General features: G+C 60.1%; 21 protein-coding genes. 8 read left to right on the top strand and 13 right to left on the bottom strand.

Annotated features, from left to right (window positions below; all coding sequences use genetic code 11):
* Positions 1 to 277: 277 nt before the first annotated feature.
* The gene (gene ppk1, locus ACYZUA_RS03625; RefSeq protein WP_461962106.1) at positions 278 to 2,500 is read right to left on the bottom strand and encodes a polyphosphate kinase 1; all 2,223 of its coding nucleotides are present in this window, start codon (positions 2,498 to 2,500) and stop codon (positions 278 to 280) included.
* A gap of 18 nt (positions 2,501 to 2,518) precedes the next feature.
* Positions 2,519 to 3,532 carry a porphobilinogen synthase gene (hemB, locus tag ACYZUA_RS03620; RefSeq protein WP_008150323.1) on the bottom strand — a complete coding sequence of 338 codons (1,014 nt, stop codon included), beginning with the start codon at positions 3,530 to 3,532 and terminating at the stop codon, positions 2,519 to 2,521.
* A 208-nt stretch (positions 3,533 to 3,740) separates the two neighbouring features.
* Between hemB and ACYZUA_RS03615 the strand changes: the two genes are divergently transcribed.
* A complete protein-coding gene (locus ACYZUA_RS03615; protein WP_283189386.1) occupies positions 3,741 to 4,364 on the top strand; it encodes a DedA family protein in 624 nt (207 codons plus the stop codon).
* Here ACYZUA_RS03615 and ACYZUA_RS03610 read toward each other — a convergent pair.
* Positions 4,345 to 5,580, bottom strand: coding sequence for a sterol desaturase family protein (locus tag ACYZUA_RS03610; protein WP_461962105.1), 1,236 nt, complete (start codon positions 5,578 to 5,580; stop codon positions 4,345 to 4,347). The two genes, ACYZUA_RS03615 and ACYZUA_RS03610, sit on opposite strands and share 20 nt — an antisense overlap.
* A gap of 115 nt (positions 5,581 to 5,695) precedes the next feature.
* On the opposite strand from ACYZUA_RS03610, the gene elbB reads away from it, so the two are divergent.
* A complete protein-coding gene (elbB, locus tag ACYZUA_RS03605; RefSeq protein ID WP_461962104.1) occupies positions 5,696 to 6,364 on the top strand; it encodes an isoprenoid biosynthesis glyoxalase ElbB in 669 nt (222 codons plus the stop codon).
* Between the two features lie 118 nt (positions 6,365 to 6,482).
* Here the strand turns inward: elbB and ACYZUA_RS03600 are convergent, their stop codons facing one another.
* Positions 6,483 to 6,938, bottom strand: coding sequence for a YaiI/YqxD family protein (locus ACYZUA_RS03600; RefSeq protein ID WP_461962103.1), 456 nt, complete (start codon positions 6,936 to 6,938; stop codon positions 6,483 to 6,485).
* Between the two features lie 123 nt (positions 6,939 to 7,061).
* Positions 7,062 to 8,960: an FTR1 family protein gene (locus ACYZUA_RS03595; RefSeq protein ID WP_461962102.1), complete on the bottom strand. Its 1,899-nt coding sequence runs from the start codon at positions 8,958 to 8,960 to the stop codon at positions 7,062 to 7,064.
* Between the two features lie 328 nt (positions 8,961 to 9,288).
* On the opposite strand from ACYZUA_RS03595, the gene ACYZUA_RS03590 reads away from it, so the two are divergent.
* From ACYZUA_RS03590 to ACYZUA_RS03575, 4 genes are read left to right on the top strand one after another with little or no spacing between them, the layout of a single operon-like run.
* On the top strand, positions 9,289 to 10,683 hold the full coding sequence (locus ACYZUA_RS03590; RefSeq protein ID WP_461962101.1) for a COG3014 family protein: 1,395 nt from the start codon (positions 9,289 to 9,291) through the stop codon (positions 10,681 to 10,683).
* Between the two features lie 15 nt (positions 10,684 to 10,698).
* Positions 10,699 to 11,070 carry a YcfL family protein gene (locus tag ACYZUA_RS03585; RefSeq protein WP_283182138.1) on the top strand — a complete coding sequence of 124 codons (372 nt, stop codon included), beginning with the start codon at positions 10,699 to 10,701 and terminating at the stop codon, positions 11,068 to 11,070.
* A 39-nt stretch (positions 11,071 to 11,109) separates the two neighbouring features.
* Positions 11,110 to 11,697: a penicillin-binding protein activator LpoB gene (gene lpoB, locus ACYZUA_RS03580; RefSeq protein ID WP_461962100.1), complete on the top strand. Its 588-nt coding sequence runs from the start codon at positions 11,110 to 11,112 to the stop codon at positions 11,695 to 11,697.
* 3 nt (positions 11,698 to 11,700) lie between these two features.
* A complete protein-coding gene (locus ACYZUA_RS03575; protein WP_461962099.1) occupies positions 11,701 to 12,444 on the top strand; it encodes a penicillin-binding protein activator LpoB in 744 nt (247 codons plus the stop codon).
* A 55-nt stretch (positions 12,445 to 12,499) separates the two neighbouring features.
* Here the strand turns inward: ACYZUA_RS03575 and ACYZUA_RS03570 are convergent, their stop codons facing one another.
* The 3 genes from ACYZUA_RS03570 to abc-f form a co-directional block, all read right to left on the bottom strand.
* On the bottom strand, positions 12,500 to 13,132 hold the full coding sequence (locus tag ACYZUA_RS03570; RefSeq protein ID WP_461962098.1) for a LysE family transporter: 633 nt from the start codon (positions 13,130 to 13,132) through the stop codon (positions 12,500 to 12,502).
* A gap of 219 nt (positions 13,133 to 13,351) precedes the next feature.
* Entirely contained in the window at positions 13,352 to 13,933 is a 582-nt protein-coding gene (locus tag ACYZUA_RS03565) for a mechanosensitive ion channel domain-containing protein (protein ID WP_461962097.1), read from the bottom strand.
* Positions 13,933 to 15,843, bottom strand: a complete 1,911-nt coding sequence (gene abc-f, locus ACYZUA_RS03560) for a ribosomal protection-like ABC-F family protein (RefSeq protein ID WP_461962096.1) — start codon at positions 15,841 to 15,843, stop codon at positions 13,933 to 13,935. Before abc-f ends, ACYZUA_RS03565 begins: the two co-directional genes overlap by 1 nt.
* A 50-nt stretch (positions 15,844 to 15,893) precedes the next feature.
* Here abc-f and ACYZUA_RS03555 point away from each other — a divergent pair, with 50 nt between their 5' ends.
* On the top strand, positions 15,894 to 16,358 hold the full coding sequence (locus ACYZUA_RS03555; protein ID WP_461962095.1) for a TIGR02444 family protein: 465 nt from the start codon (positions 15,894 to 15,896) through the stop codon (positions 16,356 to 16,358).
* On the opposite strand, the gene ACYZUA_RS03550 is transcribed toward ACYZUA_RS03555, so the two are convergent.
* Positions 16,355 to 17,467, bottom strand: coding sequence for an AlgP family protein (locus tag ACYZUA_RS03550; protein ID WP_461962094.1), 1,113 nt, complete (start codon positions 17,465 to 17,467; stop codon positions 16,355 to 16,357). The two genes, ACYZUA_RS03555 and ACYZUA_RS03550, sit on opposite strands and share 4 nt — an antisense overlap.
* A 192-nt stretch (positions 17,468 to 17,659) precedes the next feature.
* Between ACYZUA_RS03550 and ACYZUA_RS03545 the strand changes: the two genes are divergently transcribed.
* The gene (locus ACYZUA_RS03545; RefSeq protein ID WP_461962093.1) at positions 17,660 to 18,325 is read left to right on the top strand and encodes an FKBP-type peptidyl-prolyl cis-trans isomerase; all 666 of its coding nucleotides are present in this window, start codon (positions 17,660 to 17,662) and stop codon (positions 18,323 to 18,325) included.
* 63 nt (positions 18,326 to 18,388) lie between these two features.
* On the opposite strand, the gene rsd is transcribed toward ACYZUA_RS03545, so the two are convergent.
* The 4 genes from rsd to ACYZUA_RS03525 all read right to left on the bottom strand — a co-directional run bounded on the left by rsd (position 18,389) and on the right by ACYZUA_RS03525 (position 22,197).
* Positions 18,389 to 18,847, bottom strand: a complete 459-nt coding sequence (rsd, locus tag ACYZUA_RS03540) for a sigma D regulator (protein ID WP_461962092.1) — start codon at positions 18,845 to 18,847, stop codon at positions 18,389 to 18,391.
* A 179-nt stretch (positions 18,848 to 19,026) separates the two neighbouring features.
* Positions 19,027 to 19,578, bottom strand: a complete 552-nt coding sequence (locus ACYZUA_RS03535) for a disulfide bond formation protein B (protein WP_461962091.1) — start codon at positions 19,576 to 19,578, stop codon at positions 19,027 to 19,029.
* Positions 19,579 to 19,807: 229 nt separating this feature from the next.
* Complete coding sequence (locus ACYZUA_RS03530) at positions 19,808 to 21,046, bottom strand: heme biosynthesis HemY N-terminal domain-containing protein (protein ID WP_461962090.1); 1,239 nt, start codon at positions 21,044 to 21,046, stop codon at positions 19,808 to 19,810.
* Positions 21,043 to 22,197: a uroporphyrinogen-III C-methyltransferase gene (locus tag ACYZUA_RS03525; protein ID WP_461962089.1), complete on the bottom strand. Its 1,155-nt coding sequence runs from the start codon at positions 22,195 to 22,197 to the stop codon at positions 21,043 to 21,045. Before ACYZUA_RS03525 ends, ACYZUA_RS03530 begins: the two co-directional genes overlap by 4 nt.
* Positions 22,198 to 22,213 lie beyond the last annotated feature (16 nt).

The following is a 22,213-nucleotide window of genomic DNA, read 5'->3' as shown; positions in this document are numbered from 1 at the left end:
AGGAGCACAGCTTGCTGGCGATGGCGATCTCGCGGACGCCATCGCTGTAGGAGCACGGCTTGCTGGCGATGGCGATCTCGCGGACGCCATCGCTGTAGGAGCACGGCTTGCCGGCGATGGCGATCTCACGGACGCCATCGCTGTAGGAGCACAGCTTGCTGGCGATGGCGATCTCGCTGACGCCATCGCCAGCAAGCTGTGCTCCTACAGGGGACGGCGGTGAATACAAAAATGGCGATCCGCAGGGATCGCCATTTTTTATTACCCGACTTGTGCGTTAACGCACAGCCAGAATCGGGCTGCCCAAACGTTCCAGCAGTGTTGCCTGCGCGCTGCGCGGGTTCTGGTTGCCGGTCGGCGTGTTGCGGATGTAACGACCGTCCGCCTGCAAGCTCCAGCTGTGGGTGTTATCGGTGAGATACAGCTCCAGCTCTTTCTTGACCCGCAAGATCAGCTTCTTGCCCTCGACCGGGAAGCAAGTCTCGACGCGCTTGTCGAGGTTGCGCTCCATCCAGTCCGCGCTGGACAGGAACATCTGCTCTTCGCCGCCATTGAGGAAGTAGAAGACCCGGGTGTGCTCCAGGAAACGCCCGATGATCGAGCGCACGTGGATGTTGTGCGAAACCCCGGCGATGCCCGGACGCAGGCAGCACATGCCGCGCACCACCAGATCGATACGCACCCCGGACTGACTGGCCTTGTACAACGCACGGATGATCTTCGGATCGGTCAGCGAGTTGAACTTGGCGATGATGTGCGCCGGTTTGCCGTCGAGTGCGAACTGGGTTTCGCGGGCAATCATGTCGAGCATGCCCTTCTTCAACGTGAACGGCGCGTGCAGCAGCTTCTTCATGCGCAGGGTTTTACCCATGCCGATCAGCTGACTGAAGAGTTTGCCGACGTCTTCGCACAAGGCGTCATCCGAAGTCAGCAAGCTGTAGTCGGTGTACAGACGGGCGTTGGCCGCGTGGTAGTTGCCGGTCCCCAAGTGGGCGTAACGGACAATCTCGCCGGCCTCGCGACGCAAAATCAGCATCATCTTCGCGTGGGTCTTGAAGCCGACCACGCCGTAAATCACCACTGCACCGGCCGCTTGCAGACGGCTGGCCAGTTGCAGGTTGGACTCTTCGTCGAACCGCGCACGCAACTCGATCACCGCAGTGACTTCCTTGCCGTTACGCGCCGCATCGACCAGCGCATCGACGATTTCCGAGTTGGCGCCGGAGCGGTACAGGGTCTGACGGACCGCCAGTACATGCGGGTCCTTGGCCGCCTGGCGCAGCAGGTCGACCACCGGCGTGAAGGACTCGAACGGGTGCAGCAACAGGATGTCCTGCTTGCTGATCACGCTGAAGATGTTCTCGCTGTTCTGCAGCAGTTTGGGGATCTGCGGGGTGAACGGCATGTATTGCAGCGCGCGCTGGCTGTCCAGACCGGTGATGCTGAACAGGCGGGTCAGGTTGACCGGACCGTTGACCTGATACAGCTCGGTCTCGTGCAGGTTGAACTGCTTGAGCAAGTAGTCGGACAGGTGTTTCGGGCACGTGTCGGCGACTTCCAGACGCACCGCATCACCGTAGCGACGCGAGAACAACTCGCCGCGCAGGGCGCGGGCCAGGTCTTCTACATCTTCGGTGTCGACGGCGAGGTCGGCGTTTCGGGTCAGACGGAACTGGTAGCAGCCCTTGACCTTCATGCCCTGGAACAGGTCATCGGCATGCGCGTGGATCATCGACGACAGGAACACGTAGTTGTCGCCCGAGCCGCCCACTTCTTCCGGCAACTTGATGACGCGCGGCAGCAGACGTGGCGCCGGGATGATCGCCAGACCGGAATCGCGGCCGAAGGCGTCGATACCTTCAAGCTCGACGATGAAGTTCAGGCTCTTGTTCACCAGCAACGGGAACGGGTGCGTCGGGTCGAGGCCGATCGGGGTAATGATCGGCGCGATCTCGTCGCGGAAATAGCGGCGCACCCAGGTTTTGATCTTGGTGGTCCAGTGACGCCGGCGGATGAAGCGGACCTGATGCTTTTCCAGTTCCGGCAACAGAATGTCGTTGAGGATCGCGTACTGGCGGTCGACGTGACCGTGTACCAGTTCGCTGATGCGCGCCAGGGCCTGGTGCGGTTGCAGGCCATCGGCGCCGGCCTGTTCACGGGCGAAGGTGATCTGTTTCTTCAGGCCGGCCACACGAATCTCGAAGAACTCGTCCAGGTTGCTGGAGAAGATCAGCAGAAACTTCAGCCGCTCCAGCAACGGGTAGGACTCATCCAGCGCCTGCTCCAGCACGCGGATGTTGAACTGCAGTTGCGAGAGCTCGCGATGGATGTACAGGCTGCTGTCATCCAGGCCGGGAATGGCAATCGCTGGCGCCGCAACAACGGGCTCGGCCACCACCGCGGGTGGAGCAGGCTCCAGCTCCGGCGGGGTTTCAGCGATTTGCTCCACCACAGGTTGAGCGTCTTTTACGGCAACTTCAGTGAGTACTTCGGTATTCATCGAATGTTCCTGGGAGGGCTATTTTTGCTCTCGTAACAATTGAGCAGCACGGACGGCAAAGTAAGTCAGGATGCCATCAGCGCCTGCACGTTTAAAAGCGGTCAGGGATTCGAGGATAACCCCTTCGCTCAACCAGCCATTCTGGATCGCCGCCATGTGCATGGCATATTCACCGCTGACCTGATAAACAAAGGTCGGCACTTTAAATTCTTCCTTGACCCGGTAGAGGATGTCCAGATACGGCATGCCTGGCTTGACCATGACCATGTCCGCGCCTTCTGACAAGTCCGCCGCCACTTCGTGCAGGGCTTCGTTGCTGTTGGCCGGGTCCATCTGATAGGAGGCCTTGTTGGCCTTGCCCAGGTTCAGCGCCGAACCGACCGCATCGCGGAACGGGCCGTAATAGGCGCTGGCGTACTTCGCCGAGTAGGCCATGATCCGCACATTGACGTGATCGGCCAGTTCCAGCGCTTCGCGAATCGCCTGGATGCGACCGTCCATCATGTCCGACGGGGCCACCACCTGAGCGCCGGCTTCGGCATGGGACAGCGCCTGCTTGACCAGTGCGTCGACGGTGATGTCGTTCTGCACGTAGCCTTCTTCGTCGAGGATACCGTCCTGGCCGTGGGTGGTGAACGGGTCCAGCGCAACGTCGGTGATCACGCCCAGCTCAGGGAACTGCGCCCGCAATGCACGAGTGGCGCGCTGGGCAATGCCGTTCGGGTTCCAGGCTTCGGCGGCGTCCAGAGACTTGAGCTCCGGCGGCGTCACCGGGAACAACGCCAAGGCTGGAATCCCCAGCTCGACCCACTTGGCCGCTTCTTCAAGCAACAGATCGATGGTCAGGCGCTCGACGCCTGGCATCGACGCCACCGCTTCGCGACGGTTTTCACCGTCCAGCACGAACACCGGCAGGATCAGGTCATCGACGGTCAGAACGTTTTCACGAACCAGTCGACGCGAGAAATCATCACGACGGTTGCGACGCAGGCGGGTTGCTGGAAACAAACGGTTGGCGGGGGTAAAGCTCACGGCAGACTCCTGAGCCCGCACTGGCGGGCGAGCGTGACAGTTATAAGCGGCCATTATGACCAACGTATGACAGTTGTGTGCATCCCTGCGTCACGTAGCCGCATTCCATTGTCCTTGTAGGAAATGTTCACGTCGAGACACATTTGGACACTTTCATGAATGTTCCCGAAGGGTTAGGCTGCGCGTTCATTTCGCCAGCATCCAGACAATGCTCCAACAATTTCTTCAGGAATTCGGCTACTTCGCCCTCTTTCTCGGCACGTTTTTCGAAGGCGAAACCATTCTGGTGCTCGCAGGCTTCCTCGCGTTCCGCGGATACATGGACCTCAAATTGGTCATGATCGTGGCGTTCCTCGGCAGTTATGCCGGTGATCAGCTGTGGTATTTCCTGGGGCGCAAGCACGGCCGCAAGTTGCTGGCACGCAAACCGCGCTGGCAATTGATGGGTGACCGGGCGCTGGAACACATCCGCAGGCACCCGGACATCTGGGTACTGAGCTTCCGCTTTGTCTATGGCCTGCGCACGGTGATGCCGGTGGCGATCGGCCTGTCGGGCTATCCGCCAGGACGTTATCTGCTGCTCAACGGGATTGGTGCCGCGATCTGGGCCGCGGCGCTGGCTGCTGCCGCGTATCACTTCGGTGCGGTGCTCGAAGGCATGCTTGGCAGCGTCAAGAAGTACGAGCTATGGGTGCTTGGCGCCCTGCTGATACTGGGCTTTTGTCTGTGGTTACGCCGACGCCTCAAGAACGCCCGTCTGGCGAAGAAGATCTACGCCGACGAGCAGGCCGAACTGGCCAAATCTGCCGAGACTAAGACGCCAACCGAGTGAAACGGTTTCTGCAACAGTAGAGACCGATACCGCTGAGCAGGCTGTAACTCAGCAGGCCGACCCAGCCCACCGCGCTGGCCGGCCACAGCCCAACGACCGGCGCCAGCCACACCAGCGGCACATTCGACGCCAGGCGCAGCAGCTCCAGCTTCAGCGCCCACGGGCGATTCTCCAGGGCCACGCCCAAGGTAAACAAACCCAGCGCCACTGCACTCCAGCCGAGTACCAGCGCGGCGGTTGGCAAACTCTGCTCCAGGTTCATCAAGTAGCTGCCCAGCGCGATGTAGACGCAGAACTGCAACACGACGTAAAGCTGCTGACGCCCGTCCAGCGGCACCTCGAATTTACGGAACTGACTCAGGTCTGGCTTGTTCATCGGGTACTTGGCCGCCACGTCCGCCGGCCGCCAACCGGTGCGCATGAACCAGATGCGCAGCTTGTCCCATTTGCTTTGCGCACGCCGCGCGTCATCCCACAGCTGCGCGTAGAACTGCACGTTCGCCCACAACGGATTCCAGCTCGCCAGCGGCGTGGTGACACCGAAAATCACCGGTTCGTTGTCGTCCTCTTCCTGGAACGAGCCAAATAGACGGTCCCAAATAATGAACACCCCGCCGTAGTTGCGATCCATGTAGAGAGCGTTCTGTGCATGGTGAGCCCGATGATTGGACGGCGTGACAAAGAACCACTCGAACCAGCCGAGCTTGGGAATGTGTTTGGTATGCACCCAGAACTGGTACAGCAAGTTCAGCGAGGCAACGCTGATGAACATCAACAGCGGCACGCCGAACACGGCCATCGGCAGGTAGAAAATCCAGCTCAACAGGAAGCCGGTACTGGTCTGGCGCAGCGCCGTGGAAAGGTTGTAGTCCTCGCTTTGGTGATGCACCGAATGCGCCGCCCAGAGGATGTTGCGTTCGTGGCCCATGCGATGCAGCCAGTAGTAGCAGAAGTCGTAGAGGACGAAGGCGAACACCCAGACCCAAACGCTGCCAGCCGAGAGTTCGAACAGCGCCAGGTGCTTGAGGGCAAACGCATACGTCACCAGGCCGACGCCTTTGGTCAACAGGCCGGTGGTGGTCGACAGCACGCCGGTGCTCAGGCTGTTGATCGCGTCCGCCACGCGATAATTGCTCACTCCACGCCAACGGTCGGCCAGCAGTTCGACGGCAATCAGCACAAAGAAAAACGGCACCGCATACAGAATGAAGTCCATGACGCGCCCTGATCGGAATCTTGAGGACAGATCCTAGGTGTAGCCGCGAATTAACCCTATGGCAACGAGTGACAAATTAGTGGACATTTAACGCCATGAATCTGGAGAAAAGCCCATGAGCAAAAAAATTGCAGTGATCCTTTCCGGCTGCGGCGTGTACGACGGCGCCGAGATCCACGAAAGCGTGATCACCCTGCTGCGGCTGGACCAGCGCGGCGCCCAGGTGCAGTGTTTCGCACCGAACATTGCGCAGTTGCATGTGATCAATCACCTGACCGGCGAAGAAATGCCCGAGTCGCGCAACGTACTGGTGGAATCGGCGCGGATCGCCCGAGGTAACATCAAGGACATCCGCGAAGCCAGCGTCGAAGACTTCGATGCGCTGATCGTTCCAGGCGGATTTGGATCAGCCAAGAACCTGTCGAACTTTGCCATCGAAGGCGCTGGTTGCAGCGTTCAGCCTGACGTCCTGGCATTGACCGAAGCGTTCGCCGAAGCCGGCAAACCGGTGGGGCTGATCTGCATCTCGCCGGCCTTGGCCGCCAAAATCTACGGCCCCGGTGTGACCTGCACCATCGGCAACGATGCCGATACCGCCGCCGCGATGAACAAGATGGGCGCTACACACGCCGACTGCGCGGTAACTGACATCGTTGAAGACAAGGCGCGCAAGCTGGTGAGCACTCCGGCGTACATGCTGGCGCAATCGATCAGCGAGGCCGCTTCCGGCATCAACAAACTGGTCGACCGCGTCCTCGAACTCACCCACGAAAACGACGCCTGACACTGTTCAAAATGTGGGAGCGAGCCTGCTCGCGATAGCGGTCTAACCGTCGACATCAATGTTGAATGTGCCGACCCCATCGCGAGCAGGCTCGCTCCCACAGAGATCACCGTCATGCTTAAGACTTGCGGGAAAGTCGCGTGAGGATCCGGTCCAGCGCATTGGCAAACGCTTGCTTCTCACGCTCGCCAAACGGTGCCGGTCCGCCGCTCATCTGCCCCTGTTCACGCAAATCGGTGAACAGGTTACGCACCGCCAACCGATCGCCCATGTTCTGCGCATCGAACTCTTTGCCCCGTGGATCCAGCGCCGCAACGCCCTTTTTCACCAGACGGTCGGCCAGCGGCACATCGCTGCAGATCACCAATTCGCCGGGGACCGCGTGTTCCACCAGGTAGTCGTCGGCGGCATCCGGACCGCTTGGCACCACGATCAACTTGACCAGGGCCAAACCCGGTTTGACCTGCGGCTGTCCGGCCACCAACACCACTTCGAACTGGCGCTTGAGGGCGAACTTCACCACCAGATCCTTGGCCGCCCGAGGGCAGGCGTCGGCATCGATCCACACACGCATAGTTTTTCCTCCGTTAAAAGCATCGCGGGCAAGCCTTGCTCCTACAGGATCACGCGCCTCTTGCGGCCGCGTACAACCTGTAGGAGCAAGGCTTGCCCGCGATTGTGAGCGCATCGAATGCTTTTAAGAAACCGGCACCCGCCGCTTCTCAGCCAGCCGACTACGGCTATACAGCACGATGATCGCGATAATCGCCAGCGCCTGCGCACTCAGCGAATACGCATCAGCGTGGATCCCCAGCCAGTCGAAGTCAAAGAACGGCACCGGCCGGGTGCCGAAAATCCCGGCTTCCTGCAACGCCTTCACGCCATGCCCGGCAAACACCACCGACAACGCGCACAACAGACCGGCGTTGATACTGAAGAACAGCGACAGCGGCAGCTTCGCCGAGCCACGCAGAATCACCCAAGCCAGACCCACCAACAACACCAACGCCGTCGCACCGCCAGCGAGCACCGCGTTATGGCCCGCCGGACCTGCCTGCAGCCACAGGGTCTCGTAGAACAGAATCACTTCAAACAGCTCGCGATACACCGAGAAGAACGCCAGCGTCGCAAACCCGAAACGACCACCGCCGCCCACCAGGCTGCTCTTGATGTAATCCTGCCAGGCCGCCGCGTGACGACGATCGTGCATCCACACACCGAGCCAAAGCACCATGACGGCGGCGAACAATGCCGTCGCACCTTCCAGCAATTCGCGTTGCGAGCCGCTGACATCGATCACGTACGCCGCCAGCGCCCAGGTCGCCAGACCCGCCAGCAGCGCCAGCCCCCAGCCGACGTTGACGCTACGCACCGCCGACTGCTGGCCGGTATTGCGCAGGAACGCGAGAATCGCCGCCAGCACCAGAATCGCTTCCAGGCCTTCGCGCAACAGAATCAACAAACCGGAGATGTAGCTCAAAGACCAACTCAAGCCATCGCTGCCCAGCAGGCCGGCGGATTCCTTCAACTTGGCCTTGGCTGCGTCCAGACGCTGCTGGACTTGAGCCACCGGCAAACCATCCTGCAACGACTGACGGTAAGCCATCAGCGATTTTTCAGTGTCTTTACGCGCATTGGCGTCGACGTTATCCAGAGAGCTTTCGACCAGTTCGAAACCCTCCAGATAAGCCGCCACCGACAGGTCATAAGCCTGATCGTGATCACCGGCACGGTAGGCGGCGATGCTCTTGTCCAGGGTCGCGGCGGTGTAGTCGAGCAACTGCGCCGGACCACGCTTGACCTGCGGCGGTTGCGCCCGCTGCGCACGGAAGGTCGCCGCCGCTTGCGGCCCCTCGGCAGCCTGCACTTCTGCGGGGGTCTGACGGGCCAGGTCGGCGATGTCGTAGGTCTTTTCAGATTTTGCAGCAGCCGGATCGGCGCTGAAGCTGGCGATGTAGGTCGCCAGGTCCCAACGCTGACGATCGTCCAGCTGATCGGCGAAGGCCGGCATGTCGGTGCCTTCGACACCGAGGCCCAGGGTGTTGTAGATCGCGTAGAGGCTCACGTGATCCAGTCGCGCCGCATTACGCAGATTGGACGGCGCTGGCGTCAGACCGACACCCGCCGGGCCATCCCCGGCACCTGCGTCGCCGTGGCACACCGAACAATGCTGAGCGTACAACGGCGCACCACGGGTCGGATCCGGCGTAATGATCGGTGCCTGGCTGACTTCATAGGTCACCGCCAGCTTCGCGCCGAGTTGCCGAGCCTGGCGGCTGACGCCCGCGCCGTCCTGACGCGCAGTGATCGCGTTGCGCAGCGTGCTGACGCCCTGCTCCAGCCCGGCTTTTTCCGGTTTGGCCGGCATCGCAGCGATCAAGCCTTGCAGCACCTTGATAAATTCCAGCTGCTCTTGGTATTCGGACTCATTGATGACCTTGCCCGCCTGCACCGTTTCCGGGTAATCCGCACCGATGTAATCGAGCAAATGCAGCGCTTGTGGCGCGCCTTCCACGGTGTCGGCCAGCAGGTTGAAACTGCACAGTGCAAACAACGGCAACATCAGCCAGGTCAGGAAACGGGACGGGGCGGTCATGAATGAATCTCAATTGGAAATACGAAGTAACACATTGTTCACTTCCAATGACTTTCACTCAAGCTTTGTTATGAGTATGCGGCACGGCTGGGAGGCCGACGCATTGGGTTCGCGCTTCGAGTCATGATGGCACATCGTTAAAATGCGAAATTAAAAAGCCATTACATAGCCAGCATCCTTGCCTATAATGCCGCGCCTTCGTTATTGCGAAACGGTATTTAAGCTCCTCTTTTTATGAGGAATTGGCAGGATGCCAACATTCCCGCCAGTAGGTCCTATCAGCCCGACCAGCATTTGCGGCTGCTTATATTCAGGGAAGAAGTACCCAATGGCATCCCGCGCCCTTACATCGATCGCGCTCAGCGCCGTCACCTTGCTTTCCGGCTGCTCGGCGTTTCGTAACTACGATTCGGAACTGGCCCAAACCAACCAGCAACTGGCCGCCGGCAATGTCGATGCCGCGTTGACCCTGCTGGAAAAGAACAACACCAGCGCGGACAAAGACCTGCTCTATTACTTCGAGAAGGGTGAATTGTTGCGCGCCAAAGGTGACCTGTCCGGCAGCCAGAACGCCTGGACCAGCGCCGATCAGGTGGTGGGCAAGTGGGAAGACTCGGTCAAGCTTGATACCGGCAAATACCTCGCCCAGTTCGGCAGTTTCGTGGTAAACGACAAGGTCCGTCGCTACGAAGGCTACGACTACGAAAAAGTCATGCTGACCACGCAGATGGCCCTCAACCTGCTGGCGGTAAACGACTTTGACGGCGCGCGCATGTCGATCAAAAAGACCCATGAACGCGAAGCAGTGATCGCCGACTTGCGCGACAAGGAATACCTCAAGAGCGAAGAGGAAGCCGAGAAAGAAGGCGTCAAAACCCAGTACAAGGATTTGCAGGGTTACCCGGTCGCCAGCCTCGACGCACCGGAAGTGGTCAGCCTGAAAAACAGCTACCAGAGTGCGTTCAGCCACTACCTGGCCGGCTTCGTCTACGAAGCCCTGGGTGAAAAAGACCTGGCTGCACCGGGCTACCGCAAAGCCGCCGAACTGCGCCCGAACACCCCGCTGCTTGAGCAGGCGCTGGTCAATCTCGACAAGCCAAGTGGCAAGGACGAGGGCAGCGACATCCTGATCGTCGTGCAAAGTGGTCTGGCGCCGTCGCGCGATTCGATCCGCATCCCATTGCCCTTGCCGATCAGCAACCAGTTGGTGATCACGCCACTGTCGTTCCCGATCATCAAGGCGGACACCTCCACCGCCACGCTCACACAGATCGGTGTTGACGGTCAGCAACTGAACTTGACGCAACTCAACAGCACCACCGCCATGTCCCGTCGCGCACTGCGTGACGATATGCCGGGCATCATTTTGCGCACCACCGTGCGTGCCGTGACCAAAGGCGTGGCGCAGAAGCAGATCAATGAAACCAACCCACTGGCGGGCCTGGCGGTCGGTATCTCTTCAGCCGTGCTCGAAGGTGCCGATACCCGTACGTGGCGCACCCTGCCGGACTACACGCAAGTGGTGCGTCTGCGCCTGAAGAAAGGTGAGCATCAAGTCACCCTGCCGAGCGCCGTGGGCGGTTCGGTGGTCAAGGTCACCGTCGATCAGCGTTACCAGGTCATCACCTTGCGCGCCGTGGGCAATCAGGTGTTCGCCAGCGGCGTGGCCGCGCACGTGATCCCGAGTGCCAACGCTACCGCCGTAGCCAGCCTCAAACCTTAAGAACGGAGTCTTTGCATGCGCTTCAAACTCATCGCTGTTGTCGCCCTGGCCTTGCTGGCCGGGTGCGCCACCCCGCCACCACCGGAACCTGGCAGCGCCGCCAGCAAGGTCGTGGCCATGGGCAAGCTCAAGAACATCGTGGTCGGCGCCATGCGCGTCGCCCGGGAAAACGGCTTCATGACGGTCAATGCGCAGCTGAGCAACACCAGCTTCAACAACAAGACCTTCTACTACCGTTTTGCCTGGCTCGGCCCGGAAGGTTTCCCCGTCGCCGAAGAAGAAACCTGGAAAAGCCAGATGATGTACGGCGAGCAGACCAGCTTCATTCAGGCGATCGCACCAACCGCCAAAGCCGTGGATTTCCGTCTCGAAATCAAAACGCCTTAAGCCCGACACCCTATTCGTTCAGTTCTAGAGAGCCTTCCCATGTTTGCACGCTTTTCGTTCATTGCCGTTATCGCCCTTCTGGCCAGCGGTTGCGCCAACACTTCGCCATCGCTGGGCAGCAAAAGCATCAGCTACGGCGACACCAAGGCTGTGGAAACCGTGACCAACGAGTTCGGTTCCACCGACCTGCAGATGATCGCTGAATCCATGACCCGCTCACTGGCCCAGTCCGGCATTCTGCAAAACCGCCCGGTGGTTCAGGTTTACGACGTGAAGAACAAGACCAGCGAGTACATCGATACGCGTGAAATCACCACCAGCATCAAGACTCAGCTGATGAAGACCGGCACGGCCCGCTTCGCTAGCGACAACACCGCTATGCAGAGCCAGGTCGACCAGCTCAAGCTGCAAAACCAGAGCGGTCTGTACAAGAAGAACACGGTGGCCAAGACCGGCAACATGATCGCCGCGAAATACCGTATCGAAGGTTCGATCAGCTCGATCGTCAAGCGCAGCAGCGACTACAAGGACGTCTTTTACAAGTTCAGCCTGCAATTGATTGACGTTGAAAGCGGCCTGGCCGAGTGGATGGACGAGAAAGAGATCCGCAAGACCACGGAGCGCTAATCAATGCGCGCATGGATTGGCATGATGGCCCTGGCTTGCGCGTTCAGCGTGCAAGCGGCCCCGAAAGTCGCGGTGACGGACCTCGCGTACCAGGAGCGAGTGGAGCAGTACATCCACATCGTTTCGGCACAGAGCAATCACAGCCAGAGTTACTACGGCGCAAGCGGGTCTTCGAGTTACAACGAAATCGAAGCCACCACCAGCTACATCGAACAAGGTGAATTGCGCAAATTCACCGGCGACATCAAGGGCGAGATTCTTCGTACCGGCATGTTCCAGCTGGTCCAGGGCACGCCTTATACATCGGCGTCCAAGGGTGACGTCTATGACGTGATCAAGCGAATCAAGGCCGGCAACTTCAAAGGCGCCGACTATGTGTTGTTCGGCACCGTGTCGGACATCGACTTCAACAACGACATCAACGAGCTCGCCAACACCGACAGCTATTCGGCGGTGCTGGCGTTGACCCTGGTGGCGGATTTCAGCCTGATCAACACCAAGACCTTCGAAATCACCTCGGCCTTCACGGCGATGGGCGAAGGTCAGGACACCAAACTGATGAACCATCGGGACATCCGTGTCTCGCTGAACCGCCCGCGGGTGGTGCGTGACGTGTCCAAGTCCTTGGGTGAAGACGTGGCGGGGCAACTGAGCCAACAGCTCGGTGGCGGCGGTTACGAGCAGCAGGGCCAAGCCCCGCGGCGCAATAACCTGCCAGCGGACATAGCGCCGGTGATTCTGCACTGAACCCTGAAACTGAAAAGGCGACCCCAAGGGTCGCCTTTTTTGTGCCTGAAGGTTTTTAAACTGCCGCTTTGCGAAGGGTCGCCATGAACGCCGCCGCACCAATGAACAGCCCGGCAAAGGTGCGGTTCATGCGTTTTTGCTGCTTGGGCGTGCGCAACAGGCGCAACACCTTGGCAGCGAGCCCTGTGTAACCGGCCATGACAATCAGGTCGACGCAGATCATGGTCACACCGAGGATGAGGTACTGCGCCACCAGAGGTGCATGCGGATCAATGAATTGCGGCAGCACCGCGAGCATGAACACCAACGCCTTGGGATTGCTGATGTTCACCAGGAAACCCCGGAACACCAGCGCCATCGGCTTGCCGATTTGCCGGACGGCCGCGTCGTCGCTCATGTCATTGGGCAGCGCGCGCCATTGCTTGACCGCCAGGTAAACCAGATAGGCCACGCCAAACCATTTGATCGCATAGAAAGCGGTGGCCGACGCTGCGAGGATTGCACCAACACCGGCAGCGACAATCGCAATCTGTAGCGCCAGGCCCAGTTGCAGGCCCAGGGCGTTCCAATAACCGCGCCAGAAACCGTATCGCAGACCGCTGGACATCGACGCAATGGCGCCGGCACCGGGAGACAGACTGATCACCCAGCAGGCGGCAAAAAACGCCAGCCATGTTTGAAGCACCATCGCACACCTCGACTCAGACTCGTGACAGACGTCTAAGCTAATGCGGCTTTGGGCCGATGACTACCGATTTTTTGCAGGACAGAGTTGAAGCCGACCAGCGTTTACAGCTGGAGGGCCCTTTCGCGAGCAGGCTCGCTCCCACATGGAATTTGTGAGCGCCACTGATCTACTGTGGGAGCGAGCCTGCTCGCGAAAGCGATATGTCAGGCAACAGAAGGCTTACTTTTCGAAACCGTTGGAAGGGAATACATCGGTGCCGCGCCAGCGTCGAACCGAGCGCTGGAAGAACAGGCTGTTGGGCACTTGCACCATGGCACTGCCGGTACCGAGCTCTTCGGCTTCGATCAGCGTGGTGTAGAGCAGATTGATCGCAACGACCCGGCCTTTGACGCCAGGCTTGTCGGTGGTGTCCACCAATTCGACCACGTCACCGATGCGGAATGGACCGACGGTGAAGATCAGGATCGCGCACAACAGGTTGGACAGCACACTCCACATGGCGAAAAACGCCACTGCCGCTACCGCGACAAACCCGGACAACGCGGTCCAGAGCACCGTCGCCGACACCCCAAGACGTTCCAGCACGAAGATCAGCGCGCTGCCCATGATCAGCCAGCGCAGGCCACCGCGTAGCGGCATGAAAAACTGCGGTGGAAACGGATAGCGCTCGCCCAATCGAGTCAGGCATCTAGCGACAACACGCTGGGCGATATAACCGGCCAGCAGGATCAGCAAGATTTGCACGACCAGCCAGATCGGCTCGATCCACACGGCAGGCAATGGCAGTGTGAAGGCTTCCATCAAGACAGCGCCTCCAGCTCCGCCTGCATGCTTTCAAGCAGTTCCAGCGCTTCCATCCAGGCTTCTTCCAGCTCGGCTTCACGCACCTTCAACTTGGCCTGTTCGGCCAGCAGATCACGCAAGTCGTTCTTGCGCGCAGGCTCGTAAATATCGCTGTCGCCGAGGCTGGTATCGATCTTCGCCAGTTTCTCGTGCAGCTTGCCCAGCTCGGCTTCGAGCTTGTCAGCCTCGCGCTTGTGCGGTGCCAGTTGCTGACGCAACGCGGCCGCCGCCTGGCGCTGGGCCTTCTTGTCGGTCTTGTCCGGTTTGACCGGCGTATTGCTGACCGGGGCGTTGCGCTGACGGTAGTCCACCAGCCAACGGGTGTAGTCTTCCAGGTCGCCGTCGAACTCCTCGACCTTGCCGTCCGCGACCAGATAGAAATTGTCGGTGGTGCTTTTGAGCAAATGACGATCGTGGGAGACCACCAGTACCGCGCCGCTGAATTCCTGAAGGGCCATGGTCAGCGCCAGGCGCATTTCCAGGTCCAGGTGGTTGGTCGGTTCGTCGAGCAGCAGCAGATTCGGCCGACCCCAGGCGATCAACGCCAGCGCCAGACGGGCCTTTTCGCCACCGGAGAAATTCAGCACCGGCTCATCGATCCGCGCACCGCGGAAGTCAAAACCACCGAGGAAGTCGCGCAGCGTCTGCTCGCGCTCGGTCGGCGCCAGGCGCTGCATGTGCAGCAACGGGCTGGCCTTGGAGTCAAGCGAGTCCAGTTGATGCTGGGCGAAGTAGCCGACGACGGTGTTCTCGCCACGGGTCAGGCGGCCGGACAACGGCTCGAGTTCACCGGCAAGGTTTTTGATCAGAGTCGATTTACCGGCCCCGTTCGGGCCGAGCAAACCGATCCGCGCACCGGGGGTCAGTTGCAGCTTGACCTTTTCCAGCACGGCTCGTTCGCCGTAACCCAGTTGGGCGTCGGAGAGATCAATCAACGGGCTAGAGATTTTCACTGATTCGCGGAAAACGAAATCGAATGGCGAATCGACGTGGGCGGCGGACAGCTCTTCCATCCGCTCCAGCGCCTTTATCCGGCTCTGGGCCTGACGGGCCTTGGTGGCCTGGGCCTTGAAGCGGGCGATGTAGCTTTCCATGTGCGCACGTTGCGCCTGCTGCTTCTCGTAGGCCTGCTGTTGCTGGGCCAGACGTTCAGCACGGGCGCGTTCGAAGGCGCTGTAACCACCGCGATACAGGGTGATCTTGCGCTGATCGACGTGAGCCACGTGATCGACCACGGCATCGAGGAAGTCCCGGTCGTGGGAAATCAGCATCAAGGTGCCGGGATAGCTTTTGAGCCATTCTTCGAGCCAGATGATGGCGTCGAGGTCCAAGTGGTTGGTCGGTTCGTCGAGCAGCAACAAGTCCGAGGGGCACATCAAAGCCTGCGCCAGGTTCAGACGCATCCGCCAACCACCAGAGAAATCTCCTACCTGGCGATCCATCTGTTCATTGGTGAACCCAAGGCCGGCCAGCAGCTTTCGGGCCCGGGCATCGGCGGTGTAACCGTCGGCGCTGTCGAGTTCCGAGTGCAGGCGGGCCTGAGCGGTACCGTCATGGGCCGCTTCGGCTGCCGCGAGGTCGCGTTGCACCTCGCGCAGGCGCAGGTCGCCATCGAGCACATAGTCGACCGCCACGCGATCGAGGGTGTCGATCTCCTGGCGCATGTGGGCGATGCGCCAGTCCGCCGGCAAAAAGCAATCACCCGAGTCCGGGTGCAGGTCACCCAGAAGCAAGGCGAACAGGCTCGATTTGCCGGCGCCGTTGGCACCGATGAGGCCGGCTTTGTGGCCGGCGTGCAGGGTCAGCTCAGCGTCTTCTAGCAGACGTTGAGGGCCACGCTGTAAAGTCAGGTTCTGAAGTCGAATCATAATGGCGGCGGAGTCTACCAGCTTCGCTCGCAACTGGCGCGAGTAGCACTATGTCCTCTGACCTGTGGAGCTTTTCCCTTAGTACTTACGCCCGTCCCGGCGTTGAACCCGCATGCCTGCAATTGCAGTCGGCGGGTGTGATCGTGTGCCTGCTGCTGTGCGGGTTGTGGCTGGCAGAACGTGGCGTCGCCTTTAACGAACACCGATTGCAGCAACTGCGTAGCGTGGCCGAGCCGTGGGACGCAGACGTGGTGCGACCGCTGCGAGCCTTGCGGGTGAATTGGAAAGTAGTAGCCGCCGACGATGGCGAACTGAATGCTTTGCGCAAGCAAGTGAAGGCACTCGAGCTGGAAGCCGAGCGACATCTGTTGGTGCGACTGGAACGATCGGCCCTGAGTTGGCCGCAGGGTGAGGCGACCGATCTATCGGCCTGGCTGGAAGGTGTAACGGCAGGCGCCGCCCACCTGGACCGCGACGCGCTGCATCAGCTGCGCGTCGCGGTAACCGGCACTTAGGAAGCGCTGGTTGGGGTGGTTGCTGCGATCGATGCGGCGGCCGGCGTTGGCGCTGGCGTGGCTGTCGAGGTGGCTGCTGCTAAAGCAGACGTTGCTGCTGGAGCCGGGTTGGCTGGCTTGGCAACTGGCGCGGCGGCCGGCTTGGCGGCAACCGGTTTTTTCACGGCTGGTTTTGCAGCTGGCTTGGCGGCCGGTTTTGCAGCCGGTCTGGCAGCGGCAGGTTTGGCTGCCGGTTTGGCTGCAGCAGGTTTTGCAGCAGCAGTTTTGGCAGCCGGTTTGGCTGCAGTTTTTGCAGCTGGCTTGGCAGCAGTTTTAGTCGCGACTGATTTCGCGGCAGGCTTGGCAGCAGGTTTCGCAGCGGCAGTTTTTGCAGCTGGTTTTGCGGCCGGTTTGGCAGCTGCTTTCGCCGCTGCAGTTTTCGCCACCGCCGGTTTGGCAGCAGCGGTTCTTGCAGCCGGTTTAGCGGCAGCTGTTTTGGCAGCGGCTGGTTTGGCGGCAGGTTTGGCGGCGGCTGTTTTTGCAGCCGGTTTTGCCGCGCTAGCAGCAACTGTTTTTCTCGCTGCAGGTTTAGCGGCAGGTTTTGCTGCGGCTTTCACCGGTGCTTTGGCGGCGGCTTTTTTAACAGGCGACGCAGCAGACTTGGCCGGTGCTTTTGCAGCAGCCGGTTTGGCAGCGGCTTTCTTGGAAGGAGCCGCAGCAGGCTTGGCCGAACGCAGGGACAACGCCTTGCCGACAGCCTCTTGTACACGACCGATGCCCTGGGCCAGTTTCAGGCTTTCTTGAGCATCGCGCTTGAGTTGCAGAATGTAGCTGCGCGTTTCGGATTGACGATCCTTGAGGGCATCAAGCAGGTCCTCAAGTTCCTTCACTGCGCCCTTGGCTTTGGCTTGTGCCTTGGCCTTGCCGGCCGCCGCAGCGTCCTGCAATTTGGTACGGGACTTGTGCAGTTTTTCTTGCGCTTTTCCGCGTTGTTTTTCCAGTTTGGCGAGCAGTTTTTCAGCATCAGCCAAGGCTTGTGAACAAGCATTTTCCAGATGCTCGAGCAAGCTGCCCGAGAGTTGTTGGAGTAAGTGCAACGGAGTATTTACAGGCTTCTTGATGGCCGACATGGTTTACCTCCTGGCTGACGTGGGTGCGGCTCATACTAGACCTCTGCTGCTACCGCCGCTAGGGCATGTTGACAGTATCCAAAGCGCTGCGTTGCAATGGATTGAAATTCTTCTGCGCTTGCGCAAAACCAGTTCACCGTAGAGCACATTCACACTGGCATAATCCCCGGCATCTCAGGTTGGAGAGTGCCCATGTCGCGCTACCTTTTTTTATCACTGTGCGTGTTTTTTTCCGTGGCTCAGGCCGCCGAAAAAACCAAAGAAAATGACACTCATGATCTCTCTTACAGCCTGGGCGCAAGCCTCGGTGAACGTCTGCGCCAAGAGGTTCCCGATCTGCAACTTCAGGCGCTGATCCAAGGTTTGCAACAAGCCTATCAAGGCAAACCCCTGGCGCTGAAAGATGAGCAGATCGAACAGATTCTTGCCGAGCACGAAGCCCAGGTCGCCTTGCAACCGCCCACGCCGCAAAGTGAAGTCGCCCTCGAAAAAGAGCAGGCCTTTCTCGCCGAGGAAAAAGCCAGACCGGGCGTTCGTGAACTGGCCGATGGAGTATTGCTGACGGAGTTGGCACCGGGCACTGGCGCCAAAGCCGGCCCCAACGGCAAAGTCCAGGTGCTGTACATCGGTCGCCTTCCCGACGGCACGGTGTTCGATCGGAACAGTCAGCCGCAGTGGTTCAGCCTCGACAGCGTGATCAGCGGATGGCGCAGTGCGCTGCAGCTAATGCCGGTCGGCGCGAAATGGCGCCTGGTGATTCCATCGGCCGAAGCCTATGGCGCCGAGGGTGCCGGCGACCTGATTGCGCCGTTCACACCGCTGGTATTCGAAGTCGAATTGCGCGGTGCCACAAGCTGAATACCGGAAACGAAAAACGGCGCGCATAGCGCACCGTTTTTCGAGGTATTGCAGGAAAAGGGTTCAAGCCTGAACCGAGTCCTCTTCCTTGTGAGCGGTATGCAGCACTTCGATCAGGCAGTCTTCCAGTTCGAAGCGTTCGTGCAACAGGCCACCCAGCTCTTTGAATTTCTCTGCCACGCATTGACCTGCATCACACAGGTCATTGAACGCTAGCAGCTTCTCGGTGATGACGTCGATGCGAGGGTAGATGGTCTCGGCCAACTCGAGCCCGCGAGTATCACCAAACGCCTTGGCTTCGCCGGTCAGCTGTTCGTAGATCTCGAAGTGCCCGGCAGACACATAATCGACCAGCACGCCGCAGAATTCCTGCAACAGCTTGCGGTTCTCACCCAGTGCCTCAGGCTTGGCGCCGAGAGCATCATAGGCCCGAACCAGTTCGTGACGCTCCTGCAACCAGCGATCGATCAGCAGATGCACTCCACCCCAACGTTCCTGAGCATTCTGACAACTTTCGAGCATGGTGATCTCTCTTCCCTTGTGGGTCATGCTGCCCTACACCCGTCGCCACACTTGAAGGTCAAGTATCGGCCAGGCAGAGCGTCATTCGAGCAACATAATTCCAATGACACGTGCGGGCCAGATTATGCCCGCGCGACAATGGCTTCAAGGTACGCAGGAGATAAAGTTCATACAAGTGTTTAATCACCCGTCAGTGCCCGGTGCGACGAACCGCCGCTGAGCGGTCGCAGACAGGCTTTCCAGACAACGCGCAGCAGCTGATAAATCCCCAGAATTGTCATCGCCATGAAAAACAGCAGACTCCATTCAGGAATGCTCAGGTCGAACAGTGTCCAGGAAATTTCCGCGCACTCGGCCTCCCCTTTAAACATCTGCGTGGCCTGACATAACCAAGGCATATCCTCGTACTGAACTGCCAGATTGGGCGAACACGTCAACAGCTGATGCATGGGATCGCTCTGCAGCAATACCTGCCGCCACGCCGTGACCGTACCCGCCAGGCTGCAAAACAGCCCAAGCATCCAATACAGGAAAGACCCGAAGCGGCCCGGCCCATGCACCGAAGCAACCAGGCAGATACCTGTGAACAACGCGAGGCAAAAGCGCTGCAACAGGCACAACCCGCAAGGCTTGAGGCCGACCGCATATTCCAGGTAATAGGACACGCCCAGGGCCAGGGCACCTGTAATGAAAGCCATGAAAAACAAAGAGCGTGAGCAGGCCAAAGACATGGCATTTCCGTAACAGTAGAGACAGGCGGTTACGGTAGAGGAAAGCGCTGCAGCCTTTCAAGGCAGGCCAGCGGGGACACTTCAACAGAAGTGTAGGGAATTCCCGACAGGAACGAGAGGATTAGGTGTAGTCCTCTGTAGGACTCTGCCGCTTACGGACTACAAAGGTAAAATTCCGGCAGTTTGCAGGCGACGGGATCGCTCCTTCGAGCGACCCGTCATCCACTCTTCAAGCGTGAACAGGAACCGGCAACGGTGCCGCCAACAAGCGCTCGTCCAACAAGCCCAAGCCCTCCTGGAACAATTGATTGCTGCGTTCTGTGTCACCCAGCTGCGCCAGCAGCCGCGCCAGCTCCGCGCAGGCTTCGGGGTTGCGCTGCACTCGCAGACTGCTCTCCAGATAGTCCCGGGCCTTGCCCCAAAGGCTGCTTTGCAGACACAAGCGCCCAAGGGTCAGCAACAGGCTTGGATCGGCCGGATGGTCCTTGAGCCAGCCCTCGGCGGTGTGCAGTTGACGTGCTGGATCGCTGCCGCGAACGAGTCCGTAGAGGCGCGCCAGATGACTGTCGTAGTTGCGCTTGAGCGCCGTTCGCAGGATCTCTTCGGCCTCGACCTGAGCACCCAGTTGCCGAAGTTGCTCGGCATAAGCGAGCACCAGTTGCGGCTCCTGACGCTGAGCTGAGGTCAGCTGCTGCCAGGCGCGATTGAGCGATTGCAAGCCGACCGTCCCGTCTTCTTCCTGATGCGCCGCCAGGGACAGGTTCTCACCCCAGGCCCGGCGTTCCAGCTCGGCCAGCTCGGCCGGTGGCAGGACCTTGTCCTTGCGCAGCTCCGGCAGCAGACGAATCACGGCCGACCAGTCGCCCCGCTGCTGGTGCAAGCGCTGCAACTGGCGCAAGGTCTGGACGTTATGAGGATGACGCTCGTGCATGGCTTGCAGGGTCACCAGGGCGCCTTCGGTATCGCCGCGGTCGGTCTGTAATTGCGCGTGGCTCAGGGCAATCGCCAGTTCTGCCTGGGGTTGTCGCTCCAGAGCGCGCTCCAGCAGGTTGTCGCTTTCCTCGTATTGACCTTGTTCGTTCGCAGCCCGGGCAGCACCGAGGTAGTAAAGCAAAGGCTGGCGCTCGGCTTCCGCAGCCCGGTGCAGATGGCGCTGCGCACTGGCCCAGCGACCTTCGGCCAGATCCAGCTGACCGTGTTCAATCGCCACCTGCACCCGGCGACTGCGATTGCGCCGCGACCATGGATTGACCACGCCGCTGGAGGTCGTCACCAATTCGATCAACGCCTTGATGCCCCAGAACACCAGCCAGAGCACAGCGACCACCGCCAGGGTTGCCCACAGGCTCGATTCATAGCGGAAGCTTTTGTAGGCGATCAGCACGTAGCCGGAATGCTCGGCAATCGCCAGCCCGAGCGCGGCAGCCGCAGCGATCACCAGGAACACGATCACATAGAGGCGTTTCATGGCGTCGCCTCCTGAGCGGTGTCCGCGGCAGGTTTCGCCATCGGTTTGATCGAGTCCTCGGCGTTGACATTACGCCGCTCCAGATACCCCTGAACCGCACTCAGCGTGCCGGTCAGGTCTGGCGTGACGACGGTGACCGGTTGCTTGCTCAACTCGCCAACTTGCTCAAGCATCACTTTGCTCTGAGGGTTGTCCGGGTTGAAATTGCCCTTGAGCACGTCCCGCGCTTCGGCCAGCGCCTGGGTATAAACCGCGGCCTGGCCATTGAGCGCAGCCCATTGCGCCTGCTCCAGCGCCAGGCTCAGGGCCAGGCGCACCTGGCTCAGGCTCTGCCCGGCCAGCAACGGACGCACATTCTTGTCGGCGTTGAAGTCGATGCGGATATAGCGCGAGACCTGATCCCACCATTGCGCCCAGCGACTGGCGCCGTCGCCATCGGCGGTGAGACCCAACAGGGATTCACCACGGTCCTTGTACTCGGGCGCCAGCTCGGTGAGGCTGATCACCTGATCGCGCAGCGCTCCCAGTCGCAGGAACAGACCGGTGCGATCCGGCTGTTGGGTGCTACGCAATGCCACCAGCGTTCTGGCCACTTGCTCGCGAGCGGCAAAAGAGCCCGGGTCGTTCTGTTCGCGCAGAATTTCATCGGCGCCCTGCACCAAAGCCTGGGCACTGCTGATGTCCTGCAACGCGGAAAGACGCAGGCTGGCCAGACGCAGCAGGTGCTCGGCCTCGGCCAGGCGCCAATCCTTGCGACTGGCGCCGAGAACCGTTTCCAGACGTTGATTCAAGCGTTGCTGATCACCTTGAAGTTGAGTAACCAAACGGCTGCGCGCGTCGAGCTCGGCCGCGGCAGGCATTTGTTCCAGGCGAGCAGTCAGGCGTTGTTCATTGAGCTTCAAGTCCTGCGCCTGATCGCTCAATGCCTGGACCTGACTCAACTGCTGTTGAGTATTGGCTTGCAGGTGACGCACCTGCCAGACTCCCCAACCGCCCACGGCGACACCGGCAGCGCCCAGCAGCAGCGCGACGATTGCCAGCCCATTGCCTCGGCGCTGCACTGCAGCAGGTGGCCCGGTTTCAACCGGTGCTTCAACCGGTGCATCAAGCACTGGCTGGACGTCATCTTTAGGCAAGGCTGTTTCGCTCACGTATCCATCCTTTGCA

Source organism: Pseudomonas sp. LS2P72 (assembly GCF_054897865.1).
Note: the sequence above shows the minus strand (reverse complement) of the source record. Positions and strands in the feature narration are given on the sequence as shown.